Source organism: Paenibacillus sp. Soil750 (assembly GCF_001428045.1).
In the GTDB taxonomy this organism is placed as follows: domain Bacteria; phylum Bacillota; class Bacilli; order Paenibacillales; family NBRC-103111; genus Paenibacillus_E; species Paenibacillus_E allorhizoplanae.
This window is the reverse complement of record NZ_LMSD01000023.1, coordinates 26,538-40,243: the sequence shown is the minus strand read 5'-3', so window position 1 is coordinate 40,243 and position 13,706 is coordinate 26,538. Positions and strand designations below refer to the sequence as shown.

Sequence of the window (13,706 nt, the reverse complement as noted above, 5' to 3'; positions counted from 1 at the left end):
TTACTCCCTCCCATTCTCTATCAGGTGGTCTACTGCGGCCTGTTCGATGGCCAACCCTGCTTGATATCGTTTGATGAATGCTTGGAACCCTTTTACATCCGTTGCATCCGGAGCAATCTCCTGTCCTTCGACGTCTTTAAAGACCTTCTGCTCGAGGAAACCATCCAAGCTCTCTTCTTGATCCTTGTTGATCATATATGAAGCAAGAAGCGCCATGCCCCATGCTCCGCCTTCGCCTGCCGTGGACATAACCGAGATCGGTACGTTCAGTGCACCCGCTAAAATTTTTTGCCCGACGATAGGAGTCTTAAATAGGCCGCCATGAGCCAAAATGCTATCAATAGCAACTTGTTCACTTTCGGTCAAAATGTCCATTCCAAGCTTCAATGCTCCGAAAGCAGTGAATAAGTGCGTTCGCATGAAATTAGCCAGATTAAAGTTGCTTTCAGGTGATCGAACGAACAACGGCCGACCTTTGTCGATTCCCGTAATATTCTCGCCCGAGAGATAACCGTAGCTAAGCAAACCTCCGCCGTCTGGGTCGGCTTGCAATGCCTTATTCAACAGCACGCTAAATAATTTGTCTGCATCTGCGCCGTATCCCATGGCTTCAGAGAATTCTCGGAACAATCCCATCCAGGCATTGAGATCGCTGGAACAGTTGTTGGCATGTACCATGCCGACCGGACTCCCGTTCGGCGTCGTGACCATATCGATCTCCGGATAAACCTTGGATAATTCTTTCTCCAGTACAATCATCGCAAAAACGGAAGTGCCGACGGAAATGTTACCCGTACGCTTCCTGATGCTATTCGTCGCAACCATACCCGTGCCGGCATCACCCTCTGGAGGACATAGTAGAATCCCTGGCTGTAGATCCCCGTCCGGGTCTAGAATGCCGGCTCCCAACTCCGTTAGTTCACCCGCTTGGTCACCGGAGAGATATACCTTAGGAAGAATATCCTCAAGCTTCCATGTATAGCCGTTGGTTGCGATAAGCTCATTGAATTGCTTAACCATCGATGGATGGTAATTACGGCTTGCTTCATCAATAGGAAAGATGCCAGAAGCATCTCCAATCCCTATCGCTTTATTGCCTGTCAGTAGCCAGTGTATGTATCCAGCAAGCGTCGTTACGTAATCAATGCTAGGCACATGTGCCTCTTGATTTAACATTGCTTGGTATAAATGAGCGATACTCCATCGCTCAGGTATATTAAATTGGAAAAAGTCCGTTAATTTTCTAGCTGCTGCGCTAGTTGTTGCGTTGCGCCAAGTCCGGAACGGCACTAGCAGCTCACCCTCGCTGTCAAATGCCATATAACCGTGCATCATTGCGGAAAACCCGATCGAAGCCACGGTCTTGAGGGTTGCCCCGTAATTCCTTTCCACTTCCTGTTTCATTTCACGATAAGCGACTTGGAGCCCTTTAAGAATATCTTCCTGGTTGTATGTCCAATATCCGTCTTTCAACTGATTTTCCCACTCATAGCTTCCCGATGCGATGGTCTCGAAACGTCGATCGATTAACACCGCTTTAATCCGCGTAGATCCGAATTCAATACCTAGCGAGGTTTCACCCTTGGTAATAGCTTCTTTCAAGTCTAACTGCTTCATTAGCACAAATGTCCCCTTTCTGTTAAACCCAAACGATATTGGTTCCTATAATTGCAAATTCCGATCGAACGGGATACTCGATGAAACAAACGGAAGATGTCGATTGTAAGAAGGCGCTTACTTAAATTGATAATCTCAGTATATTTTCTGTACGTACATTTGTCAATAAAATCTATTAGTTATACTGACATAATCTACAATTCCACTCCCTTCAACCTCTCCACTGCTTATTCCTAATTCTTAGTATAGAAGTTGTACCAATAAGGTTATAAATAATAATGACTTCATTTGCATTCCAAGCAATTTATGTTAGAATGTGTACGTACATCTTAATGAAAAATGATGAAAGAAGTGGATTTCATGAAGCCAAAGTACCAAATCATCTTAGATGATCTCAAAAGCTATATCCTGTCGGGAACGTACAAAGCAGGAGAGAAAATCCCTTCGGAATTCGCTTTGCAGGAGGAGTATAATGTTAGCCGACAGACGATTAGGAAGGCTATTCTGGATTTATCGAACGAGGGTTTCCTAAGAAGCGAGAAAGGATCCGGCACTTACGTCAGCACCCAATACCGGTCCAGAACGAGTGGCAAAACCATGAATAGAACAATTGGCGTTATCACGACCTATATCTCGGATTACATTTTCCCCTCCATTATTCGCGGTATTGAAAGCCGATTAAATGAAGATAACTATTCCTTGCTGTTAGCCAGTACAAATAACGATATCTCGCAGGAAAAAAAGGCGTTAGAAATGATGCTTTCCTATGGCGTGGATGGACTGATTATAGAACCTACCAGAAGCAATGTTTACAACCCCAATATCGCTTACTACCTGTCTTTTAAGGAGCAGGATGTTCCTTTCACGATGATTAATGCCTATTATGAAGAATTGGAAGTTCCCTTCTTCTGTCTGGATGACGTACAGTCCAGTTATCTAGCAACTCGAGAGCTGATTTCCAAAGGGCATACTCATATCGGCATCATCGCGAAAATGGATGATTTGCAAGGCAAGTTCAGACTGAAAGGATTTATTAAGGCCCTTGGGGAAGCTAAATTACGGTTCCAGCAAGAGCATGTGCTTTCTTTCGATACGGCGACGAAGTCTAACTTGTCCGCTAACTTAGAAATTTATTTGAACGATAACCGAGATGACTTGACTGCACTTGTCTGTTATAACGACGAGGTAGGGTTAGAAGTCGTAAATGTTTGCAGAATACTGGGTATCTCCATTCCAGATGAGCTATCCATCATTGGCCAGGACAATTCCTATATCGCCAAAAACGCGAATATCAAACTAACTACACTAACCCACCCTCAAGAACAAATGGGACGTGACGCAGCAGACTGGGTCATAAAGAATTTACAAGGCAAAAAAGACTTGCCTACCAACACCTACTACCAGCCCGTATTAATTGAGGGTGAAACTGTAAAAGTGATCGAAGTGGAATAGTCATGGATTGTGTAATTACTTGTGAAAAGGTTCTCCACACTGTCTATAACGGCAATTTATATAGGCCATCCTTTTCAGGATGGCTTATATAAATTTCCATTATCTCACCTGCTTTATTTATTATTTTTAATTATAGTAGTAGTCGTCACTAACTCCTTGATCACTTAGTATCCAGTCACTAATACCGTTTCTCTCTCAATCCGTTAGTGAACATCAACTTCATATTTCTAATTAACTACTAATGTAAACTCATAAAACCCTACGATTTCTCGTAGGGTAACTAACCTTTATTATTTTTAATGAACCAACCGCCCATCTCGAAACCTCACAACCCGCTTCGCCTGCTCTGCAACCTGCCGATCATGCTTAATTAATATTATCGTCCTACCCTGCTCATTCAACCGCCTGAATATATCCATGATCTCCGCACCCGTCTTCGAATCCAGCGCCCCTGTTGGCTCATAGCAACAAATTCGCCCTGTGAGATATCTAGCGAAATATCATCCAGCGCCCGAATCGTTTCGCCGCCCATATAGTAAAACTTACTAACATTCTCAATTTGAATTAAGGCTGTCATTGTTTTCGCCCCCCATCCCCCATTATTTGATGCCAAATAAATGAAGAATACGATTCAATTCAACTGAATTCAATTCTTTTACCGCTTCGCCTTATAAAATTCATGAACAGCTTCATCAGCGCCCGCTTCTCAATTCGCGACACATACGAACGCGAAATCCCCAGTTCCTTTGCAATCTCTCGCTGCGTCCGCTCTTCACCGCCAAGCTCCAAACCAAACCGACCGACAACAACTTCCTTCTCGCGGTCGTCCAAAATCTCTAAGTTCTTATATATCTTCGACTTCTCGATTTTCAGCTGTACCGCATCCACCACATCGTCCGCCTCGCTGCCGAGGATGTCGATGAGCGTAATCTCATTCCCCTCTTTATCCGTTCCGATCGGGTCATGCAAAGATACATCTTTGCGCGTCTTCTTCAGTGAACGCAGATGCATCAAGATTTCCTTCTCGATACAGCGCGCCGCGAACGTCGCAAGCTTCGTCACCTTATTCGGCGAGAAGGATTCGATCGCCTTGATCAGACCAATCGTTCCAATACTTTGCAGCGGTAGCTACCTCCAATGCGGCAACTGCAACATTTATTAGCTATACAAGTCCCACTTTTATTATACTACTTACCTTATTAATATCGAGAAAGCTGCCAGTTCTATCTGAAATTCTGTCGGTGATACTTGTATTCTCTGGAATCTTTATTGTGGCGACTCATGGCAATATCCATACGTTACACCTTTCAACAGTATCCTTATTTTGGGCATTATTATCTGCTATGGCCTTTGCTGTTTACAGCATCCTTTCACAACGACTAATGAAAAAGTTCAATTCCCTACTCATTACAGCATGGGGAATGCTTTTGGGTGGAGGGCTTTTATTGATCCTCTTTAACCTTGGGAATTGAAAAGTATAAGTAATTTCAGCGGATATGCTGCTTTAGGTGTTATTGTCCTATTTGGAACCATCCTATCTTATATCTTTTTCTTGGAGGGTATTAAACGAATCGGAGCTACGAAAGGTAGCCTCATGGCCTCAATAGAGCCCGTAGTGGCTACTGTACTAACTGTGTTATGGTTGAGCGATACGTTTCAGATTATTGACTTAATCGGCTTTGCTCTGATTCCTTCAACGGTTATTTTCATGACAAAAGATAGAAAAAATAAATCAGAAGGACACACGGATTAACCGCTGAGAGGGTAAAGTTCGAAAATATTAGCACTCTACAAAGCTCAGGTTTACCGAATTAATTAAGCTAGCCTGCGCCGTTCCAAAAACAACCTTCATCAGTCCAAACATCGCTATGATTGCAATTAGACTAATAAGGATGATCAAGGAAAAGCGTATATTCCCATCCTTATTACTCATCCTCTCGCCACAACAAAGTAACAGCCGCTCCCCCAGCAATCGTATATGTGAAACTATTTCCGCTGTCCACAACAGCCAACATTTTCGTATCCGTAGTCCGGTTCGACACGATCAACACCTTGGAGCCATCTTCGTTTCGAAAGGCTACCGTTTCCACGTCATCTTCATAGGTGGGTGAAGCAATTCGATAAGCTCCTGGCTGCACTAACTTACTAATATGACCAAGCGTGTAATAATCAAGATTATAAGTAAGCTCCCCCGTCTGTTGATCGATTTTCACAATTCCGCGGCACGTGCTTCGTGTGAGGACAGTTGGTCCATTCTTCTCATCTAAGGCGATATTCCACCAAATTACAGACTTTGACCAGTTCCTTGTTGTACGGATGACATGCTTCATCTGATCCATAAAAGCATCATGAAACGGAGGAATCCACTGCCCGCCGGATGCCTCCGTAAACCACACTTCCTTGTCAGGGTATTTCTCCTTAATTTGCGACATGGCTTCATGTCGACCACCATAAACATGCCACGCTGTCCCAGCAACATACTGGCTAGCTTCGGCGTCTTCGTAGATAGCTTCGGGATGCATCGGTACATCCCAGTTATGATCGTAGCACATAATTTTGGTAGGTTGCTGTCGATGCGCTAGACGAGGACCCAGATAACGCTTAATAAACAAAGCTTCTTCCTCAGGGGTCACGATCATCCCCGGATACTCTTTGGGCTCATAGCCTGGCTCATTTTGCATCGTAACCGCATAGATCGGAATCCCCTCAGTTAGATAGGCATCTAGAAATTTCACGAAATAGTCGGCATACACAACATAACAATCCGGTTTCAGCCTCCCGCCGATCATGTTGTCAGACGTCTTCATCCAGCCAGGCGGGCTCCAAGGCGAAGCCATCACTTTCAGCTTAGGGTTCAGCTTCAGAGCTTGATGTAGAAGGGGCAGAATATACGACCGATCATGATCGATGTTAAACCGTGTAAGTTCATAGTCGGTTTCGCCAGGCAACACATCGTTATAGCTGTAGATTTTCCATGCAAAATCACTAGCTCCCATCGGCTGACGCAGGAATGATATTCCAATTCCGTCCTCTCGGTCGAATAGTTTACGCATGAGTTCTTCCCTACGCTCATCTGTTAACAAGTTCGCAACTAGCCATGCCGATGCATCGGTGAACGAAGCGCCGAACCCGTCCATTTGCTGGTAAGTCACCGTTTCATCTACTGTGATTATATATTCTGTGTTGAACTCCATGCCCTCACGAAATCGAATCGATTCCATTTTAGTCAATTTCCTAGTCTCATCGATCGTTGATTCCCATACTTGTACATTGCGCATGCCCATGACACCTCCATTGGTTTCATAAAAACGAGAGGCCAACAGCCAGCTCCGACGTTCCCGTCGTGTGCCGCTTTTGGCCTTCAAGTGTTCCTAACATCAATTAGTACTTATTTTATGCCTTTTTCATCGTAATAAGCCGCAGCTTCTTTTTTCACATAGTCAAGTACTTTATCAATACCAGCTGATTTCAGCTTCTCTTGGTACGTCTTGATCGCTTGATCCACATTTGGAACTAATCCCATCATCAGTGGCTTACCATACTGCTCCATCACTTGATTAACAGCAGCGTATTCGGTTTTCACTGGGTCGTAGTCCATTGTTATTGGTGAGAAAATATCCGGCTTGCTCATTTTTGCAAATTCATCATTCAACTTATCTAAACCATCCCAACCACCAACTCCAGCCTTCATAAGTGGTTTGTTTCTCCAGCCCCAATCAGCAATACCATAAGCGGTTACCTTTGTTGCATCTTGACTCTTCGACGGTGTAACAATATTTTTACCATCGTTAATCAAATCATAGTTATATCCTTCAAGCCCGTATGTGATCAAGTTATAGTACTTCGCATCGGTTCTGATTTTTTCCAGCACCATAAGTGAACGTTCTGGATTGGCTGCGCTCTTCGGAATAGCCATACCGTTGGCAATCGCCATCGTAGGCATGGCAAATCCTTGCATACGAGTGAACGGGAAGTAGCCGATTTCCATCTTCGGATCTTTCTTCTGTACATCCGTAATGAAGCCCGCAGCGCCCGGCGGATTCCGCCAATACATAGCACCTGTGCCTGCTTTGATCAAATCTCCAGCTTCTTGTTTAGATGACAGTGTGTTCTTGGACCAGTAGCCTTTGTCTGCCCACTCCTTCATTTTCTTAACCCAGTCCGCATATTCAGGTGTAAAAGGATACGCAACAATATCTCTTGGCGTGTTATAGTTTTTGGCTACAATAACTTTACTCTCGCCGCCAATCGTCTGATACCCGTTCACGGCAGAGAACAATGTACTCACTTCGTTCCATGCGCTTCCGTTGATTGGAATCACACCAGGCTTATTCTTCTTAACGCCATCGAGGTACGCCTCAATGGACGCAAGATCTTTGATTTCTGGCAGGTTTAACTCTTTTCTCCAGTCTTCACGGTAAACAATCCCATTCGGCGTATATTCTGGGTTCGTGTTAGGAACCGCATAGATTTTGCCCCCAATGGTAACATCGCCCCAATCTTGCGCAGGTACTTGCTTCTGAACTTGTGGTGCATATTTCGGAAGCAACGCAGTCAGATCCAAGAAAGCACCTTGCTTCGCATATTTGAAGTACCCTGCCCATGAGGAAGAAAAGATCATATCGATCTTCTCGCCAGCTGTCAGCAACAGATTATATTTCGTCTGCCAATCATTCCACGTCGTAAAGTTTAATTTAACTGTCGCATTCAAGTCTTTTTTCAGCATTTTATTGAATTCTTCCATAACCTTCGGTGTATCTTGATGGACATCACCTACCAAATACCACACAAGTTCCACGGATTTAGATGTATCCGGTCCTGACGGTGTTGGCACTGTTGTCTGATTTCCTTCTGCTTTTACAGGTGCAGATGATGCACTAGGCGTTGTTCCGCTATTACTGCTGCATGCCGTCAAAGCCGTTGCTGCCAACATCACACCGGCTAAAAGGGTGCCGATCTTTCTTTTCATTTTGACTCCTCCTTATAATGGGACAAAAGATATCTATGTTAGCCGATTTACCGGTTCTAACCGTGGTTCTAACCTTTGACTGCACCGATGGTCAGTCCTTTAACGAAATACTTCTGAACGAATGGATACAGCAGGACGATAGGTCCTGTAACAACGACGGCGACGGCCATCTTCAATGTTTCCGCAGGTGCTTTGAAATTAACCGCCGCCAAATTAGCAGCTATGTCCGTACGCAATACGGCGGCATTTGCAAGTATTTTGTATAAGAAGAACTGCAACGGGAACTTGCTTGCTGTCGTAATGAAGATATTGGCGGTGAACCAATCATTCCAATAATGCAGAGCAAGAAACAAGCCTATAGTTGCGAGTCCTGGTGTAGATAAGGGGAGAATGAGACGACTGTAAATCGTGAAATCATTCGCGCCATCAATACGTGCGGACTCAACAATGGAGTCTGGAATCGATTTCATAAAATTCTTCATTAAAATAATGTTCCAAGCACTGATCATCGCCGGTATCAGCATAGCTAGGTAACTATCCTTCCATTCCAAGTATTTCACCATCAGAATGTACCAAGGGATTAGACCCCCGCTAAATAGTGTTGTGAAATACATGAAGAACGCGACCGAATTGCGGTACTTGAAATCTTTGCGAGCAATGACGTAACCAGCCATGGATGTTAGGAACAATCCGAAGATCGTGCCTATAAGTGTGATGTAAATGGTCACCCCATATGCACGGAATATTTGATCAGGATTCGAGAAGACCGCTTTGTAAGCATCGATGGATAAAGCGTTCGGCCACAGCTTAAACCCTTCTCCGATAATCTCATTTTCCGAAGTAAATGAACCGGATATAATTAACCAAAATGGCAGCAGACAAAGCACCGATAGAAGCGCTACCGTCCCGTACGCAATGGCTATAAAAATCATTGTCTGCGGATCTCTCTTGCGTCTCACTTAAGTCCCTCCTATAAGTTTTGCGATAGCAAAACTGGCTTCGTATGCAATTACTTAAAACAAGGCGTAATCCTCACGGACTTTTTTCACGATATAATTCACTGTCAGAACTAGTACGAAACCGAAGAAGGATTGGTACAACCCTGCCGCTGAACCCATACCAATATCGAAATTAACCGCGAGCGCTCGATACACATAGGTATCAATAATATCTGTTGCGTCATACAACAACCCGTTGCTGCCAATGATTTGATAGAACAAATCGAACTGCCCTTTGAGAATCCCACCTAAACTGAAAATGATGAGTAAGATAAAAGTCGGTGTCAACAGTGGAATTGTAATGTGCCTTATTTGCTGGAAAATATGGGCCCCATCGATTTCGGCTGCTTCGTAATATTCATCACTAATGCTCATGATCGCCGCCAAATAGATAACGGTGCCATATCCAAGTCCTTTCCAAACATTGAAGAACACAATGATGTACTTCCAAGGTGTTGTATTTAAATAGAAATCATACGGCTGCGCACCTAATTGCTTCAAAATCGTGTTTATTACACCTGTGTCAGAGTTGAACAAGTTGAAAACGAAGGCTCCAACGAGAACCCATGAGATGAAGAAAGGCAAGAACATAATCGACTGGGTTATTTTCTTGAAATATTTGTTCATAATCTGACTCAAGAAAATAGCGCAAATTAGCTGAAGGAAATTACCGATGAAAATAAAGGCCAAGTTAAACAGGACCGTATTTTTCGTCAGATTCCATAGCGTACCGGACTGGTACAGAAATTTGAAATTTTCCATGCCGATGAATGGACTGCCGAAGATTCCCCCATCGAAGCTGAATTTCGTGAAGGCCAAGTAAATACCGACCATGGGGGTATAGCTGAATACGATAAAAAAAAGAATCGCAGGAGCTACCATTAGAAACATAATTTTGTTCCTGGACAATTCCGTCCAGAACCCTTTTAAAGCTGTCATCCTCTGCTCCCCTCCAACCTTTGTGGATTGTGAATTTTCTTGGTTGCAAGCCCAATACTAGAGCTTTTTCCATGTTTGGAGCAACTAACCATATCCGACTATTATCATTTTTTACTGCCTGAAGGCATTATTTTCCACGTCCGCACTCACTTTTTACGATTTTCAGGTTATTCACCCAATATCTTGCATGTTTTCATCGAGTATTCTTCCGTTTCTACGGAAGTCGGCAGGCGTGACACCATTTATTTTCTTGAACGCTTTATAAAAATATGGACTGTTTGAGAACCCCGTTCTTTCTGCGGTATCCCCAATAGGAAGTTCTGTAGTGAGTAGAAGTTCCCTTGCTTTGGCCATGCGTACCTCGATGATATAATTCAGAATCGTATTTAAGGTTATCTTTTTAAATAAACGACCAATATACGTTGCAGATAAGCCCATTTCCTCAGCAATACTATCCAGTGAAAGCTCATGTTGCATGTAATTCTGCTGCACAATGGCCATAATTTTAGCTACGACTTCGTCATGCCTCGTGCTTTTCTTATCATCCAAGCTATTCGAAACCTGCTCGAATACATCGAAGAACGGTTGGTACATGTGCTCAACCAGTTCTGCCCCGTTTAAACCGGAGAGCAGCGCATTGACACTTAAATTCAAAGAAATATCATTGTTCTTCTGAATGGTGGAAGCTGCGTTGTTCACTGCGAAGGCCAAATGTGAAACAGCCAAATGATAAGACATGTAAGAATATCCTGCGGTTTCCTCAATAATCTCACGGAAAATGCGCTGCACCTCATTAATCCGCCCCAGCATCAGTTCCTCAATTAATAGCTTCTCCTTCGAAATCGGATACACATAGGCTTTGTTCTTCAGCGCTTCAATGTGATCCGCATAAATCAAACAACTGTAACCAAAGAAAAGCCGATGAAATAGAGCTTCCGTGGACTGCGCATATAATCGACTTACGCTTCGCGTATCCTCCCCTGTCATACTCACAGCAATTGAAACGGAAACTTTGATGAAATCCGCTATGGAAGATTGAATTTGTCGCCAAAGGCTTTCAGGCATAGCAGACTGGCTATTCGTCTCATTTTCCTCTAAGTTAAATAAGACTGCTATCCGTTCGTCCCCCATATCTACGGCAAACGAATGGCACGAAGGTCCGAGTAGCTCCTGTGTAATGTTCATGATGCCGATTTTGAGCAAACTCCGATCTCCTACGCTATATTTGGCCACTAGCTCTTGGTATCCGTCAATCTTCAGCACACTTACTGCGAACTGTTTCCTTGCATCTAAGCCAATTTCAAAGGATTTGAACTTGTCCTCCAATACGTCTGGATTGCTGCTTCCCGATCCCAAGAGCAGATTACGGACCAAGTCTTGTCGCAGAGCGAAGAAATGATTTCTTCGTTCTAACTCCAGTGTAGATAATTTCACGAGCTTGCGGTTCACATGCGTGGACCATTTACGTGTGATGAAATATGAGCTTAATAATCCGAGTATTAAAATAGCAACGGCAATCGCAACGGTGTAAAACCGCATAGCATTAATGCGACTCGTAATGTCGGTATAAGGTACAATCCGTATGTATCGCCAGCCAAGCACATCGGGTGCTGTATAGGTGACTAATGATTTAACGCCATCTGCGTCAGAGACAAAATAACCTTCCGATTCGCTGTCACCAAGCACTTTTTGTATGTAAGGTTTGTCTGACAAGTCCGTCAACATGCCATCCTTCCAACTATTCGTAATGAGTATGCCTCGGTTGTCGAGAATAAAGGTGTTTTTATCCGAATTGGAGATCGTCCCATCGATGTTTTTGTGCATTTGCGTTTCGGAAATGTTCACGATTATGACGTTATTATCATTAGGCGAGAGTGTGTCATAAAGCAGGAAGCTGTAACACCCTCGTTCCTTTTCCCGCATGTTTAATTTCAGATTCTCAAATGGAATTTTCCGAGGAATCGGCATTAAGGTTTGATAATCAGAGGCATGCCTTACTAGATCCACAGCCGTTGTATCGTAGAACTCCTCTGACTTCCACACCGAATTTGTACTAATATCCGCACTTGTATAGAACGTATCCTTCTGATAGTTATAAATGTAAATAGAGTCAATGAATAGCGATGTCGCCCGGTACGAATTCAATTGGGCCATGGCAATGCTTGTATCCAGCGGATCTCCCGAAGAAAAATAAAGCAGCTTGGATACGTTCATATCGTTATAAATTTGCTTAGCCAATGTTCTGGCATTTAGTGCCATAATCGAAGCCTCTTGACTAGTCTGGGCAAGACTCGTTAACGTTTGACCGTATGTCTGCTTTAACGAGATATCTTCAAAATAAACATGAAGAATGCCTGAAAGCACCACAATTGTTACAACGATGGTTACCGTAAAGGACCTGAAAATGGAAGCCGAGAATTTCATGTTGGAATCCGTCGCTTTTATTTTCAATATCGTCACCTCTTTTTCGTGGAATCGATTTCATATTCTCTATTATAAATTACCTTGTAACCGCATTCAATTCATTTTAATAACCGATGAGCAATGCTTGAAATCGATTTCAAAGTATCCTATACTTGATACAGATGAACACACAGTTTTGTGTAATTTGGATAAAAGGTTGATACTCATGGATACTACGATCAAAATCGTCGATGTCGCTCACCGAGCAGGCGTTGCCCCCGCTACCGTTTCACGTGTTCTGAATAATAGCAGTCAAGTAACACCGAAGACAAGAGCGAAAGTGATGAAAATCATTAACGAACTTGGCTACCAACCTAATTCCGCTGCGAAAAATCTTCGTTCGCAAAAAACAATGACCATTGGCGTCATCGTTCCTGATATAAGTAATTCCTACTTTTCTGAAATCATTAAGGGTATTGAGAACATCGCTTATTCTAAAAAGTATAAAGTCGTCATTTGCGATACGGCTAATAATGAAGAAAAAGAACTCGAATTTCTGAATCTATTAACAACACGTACAATTGATGGGGTCATTCTTGTTGCTCCGATGATATCTGATGAAGAAATTCTGAAAATTGCTGATCATGGCCACACGATTGGCATTGTTGGTAAGCAAATTGATCATGAGCGAATTCCCTGCATCCTTACGGATAACGTGAAATTTTCCATACAAGTTGTTAGCCATTTGGTTGTGCAAGGGCATCGAAATATTGCCTTCATTAATGGCTCAGCTCACGCAGTTGATAGTTATGATCGTTTAGAAGGTTATCTGAAAGCATTGAGGGAGCATCACATCCCCTTTCATCCTGAATTAATCGAAAATGGGGACTTTAATGAAACCGGTGGATATGAAGCGATTCTACGACTTTTTGATAAAAAGCTCCCCTTTACGGCTGTTTTTGCAGCAAATGACGAAATGGCTCTTGGTGTCTATCGGGCTTGCTCTGAGCGTAATATTCAAATCCCAATGCAGCTTGCCGTATTCGGCGTCGATAATAATCGCATCAGTCGATATTTAACGCCTCCATTAAGCACTGTAAATCAGCCGAAATACGCCATGGGTGCGTTGCTGGTTGAGAAATTAATTGACATGATGCATGAAAATGAATTTTCGGAGAATCGCGTGTTTAAAATAGATTCCGAACTGCTCATCCGCGGCTCATCCGTCAACCGTACTCAACAAAAAGACCAGGATTAGAATCCTGGTCTTTTTGTTGTAGCAATTTTAGCCTCCTCCAAGAAGATTTATCTACCTGGAGGAGGCTTTG

11 protein-coding genes and 2 pseudogenes are annotated in these 13,706 nt (G+C 43.2%); 4 read left to right on the top strand and 9 right to left on the bottom strand.

The window, feature by feature from the left end; all coding sequences use genetic code 11:
- Positions 1–1,617, bottom strand: a complete 1,617-nt coding sequence (locus tag ASL11_RS20670; RefSeq protein ID WP_056619010.1) for a xylulokinase — start codon at positions 1,615–1,617, stop codon at positions 1–3.
- 360 nt (positions 1,618–1,977) lie between these two features.
- On the opposite strand from ASL11_RS20670, the gene ASL11_RS20665 reads away from it, so the two are divergent.
- Entirely contained in the window at positions 1,978–3,069 is a 1,092-nt protein-coding gene (locus ASL11_RS20665; protein WP_056619008.1) for a GntR family transcriptional regulator, read from the top strand.
- A 296-nt stretch (positions 3,070–3,365) separates the two neighbouring features.
- On the opposite strand, the pseudogene ASL11_RS37550 reads toward ASL11_RS20665, so the two are convergent.
- The 3 genes and pseudogenes from ASL11_RS37550 to sigK form a co-directional block, all read right to left on the bottom strand.
- Positions 3,366–3,530: pseudogene (locus tag ASL11_RS37550) on the bottom strand (macrolide ABC transporter ATP-binding protein); the annotation flags it as partial.
- Complete coding sequence (locus tag ASL11_RS20660; RefSeq protein ID WP_056619004.1) at positions 3,467–3,646, bottom strand: hypothetical protein; 180 nt, start codon at positions 3,644–3,646, stop codon at positions 3,467–3,469. The pseudogene ASL11_RS37550 and the gene ASL11_RS20660, both read right to left, overlap by 64 nt.
- A gap of 78 nt (positions 3,647–3,724) precedes the next feature.
- A pseudogene (sigK, locus tag ASL11_RS20655) lies at positions 3,725–4,191 on the bottom strand (RNA polymerase sporulation sigma factor SigK); the annotation flags it as partial.
- A gap of 221 nt (positions 4,192–4,412) precedes the next feature.
- Between sigK and ASL11_RS38175 the strand changes: the two are divergent.
- Positions 4,413–4,541 carry a hypothetical protein gene (locus ASL11_RS38175; protein ID WP_442953084.1) on the top strand — a complete coding sequence of 43 codons (129 nt, stop codon included), beginning with the start codon at positions 4,413–4,415 and terminating at the stop codon, positions 4,539–4,541.
- On the top strand, positions 4,538–4,822 hold the full coding sequence (locus ASL11_RS38170; RefSeq protein WP_056619000.1) for an EamA family transporter: 285 nt from the start codon (positions 4,538–4,540) through the stop codon (positions 4,820–4,822). The genes ASL11_RS38175 and ASL11_RS38170 overlap by 4 nt, the downstream gene beginning before the upstream one ends.
- Before the next feature lie 172 nt (positions 4,823–4,994).
- Here ASL11_RS38170 and ASL11_RS20645 read toward each other — a convergent pair whose 3' ends face one another.
- From ASL11_RS20645 to ASL11_RS20625, 5 genes are all read right to left on the bottom strand, one after another.
- Entirely contained in the window at positions 4,995–6,347 is a 1,353-nt protein-coding gene (locus tag ASL11_RS20645) for a glycoside hydrolase family 30 protein (protein ID WP_056618996.1), read from the bottom strand.
- A 110-nt stretch (positions 6,348–6,457) separates the two neighbouring features.
- The gene (locus ASL11_RS20640) at positions 6,458–8,038 is read right to left on the bottom strand and encodes an extracellular solute-binding protein (protein ID WP_056618992.1); all 1,581 of its coding nucleotides are present in this window, start codon (positions 8,036–8,038) and stop codon (positions 6,458–6,460) included.
- A gap of 68 nt (positions 8,039–8,106) precedes the next feature.
- Positions 8,107–8,970, bottom strand: a complete 864-nt coding sequence (locus tag ASL11_RS20635) for a carbohydrate ABC transporter permease (RefSeq protein WP_442953083.1) — start codon at positions 8,968–8,970, stop codon at positions 8,107–8,109.
- A gap of 81 nt (positions 8,971–9,051) precedes the next feature.
- Positions 9,052–9,975: an ABC transporter permease gene (locus tag ASL11_RS20630; RefSeq protein WP_056618985.1), complete on the bottom strand. Its 924-nt coding sequence runs from the start codon at positions 9,973–9,975 to the stop codon at positions 9,052–9,054.
- A 171-nt stretch (positions 9,976–10,146) separates the two neighbouring features.
- Positions 10,147–12,426, bottom strand: coding sequence for a helix-turn-helix transcriptional regulator (locus ASL11_RS20625; RefSeq protein WP_056618982.1), 2,280 nt, complete (start codon positions 12,424–12,426; stop codon positions 10,147–10,149).
- A 178-nt stretch (positions 12,427–12,604) separates the two neighbouring features.
- On the opposite strand from ASL11_RS20625, the gene ASL11_RS20620 reads away from it, so the two are divergent.
- On the top strand, positions 12,605–13,636 hold the full coding sequence (locus tag ASL11_RS20620) for a LacI family DNA-binding transcriptional regulator (RefSeq protein WP_056618978.1): 1,032 nt from the start codon (positions 12,605–12,607) through the stop codon (positions 13,634–13,636).
- Positions 13,637–13,706 lie beyond the last annotated feature (70 nt).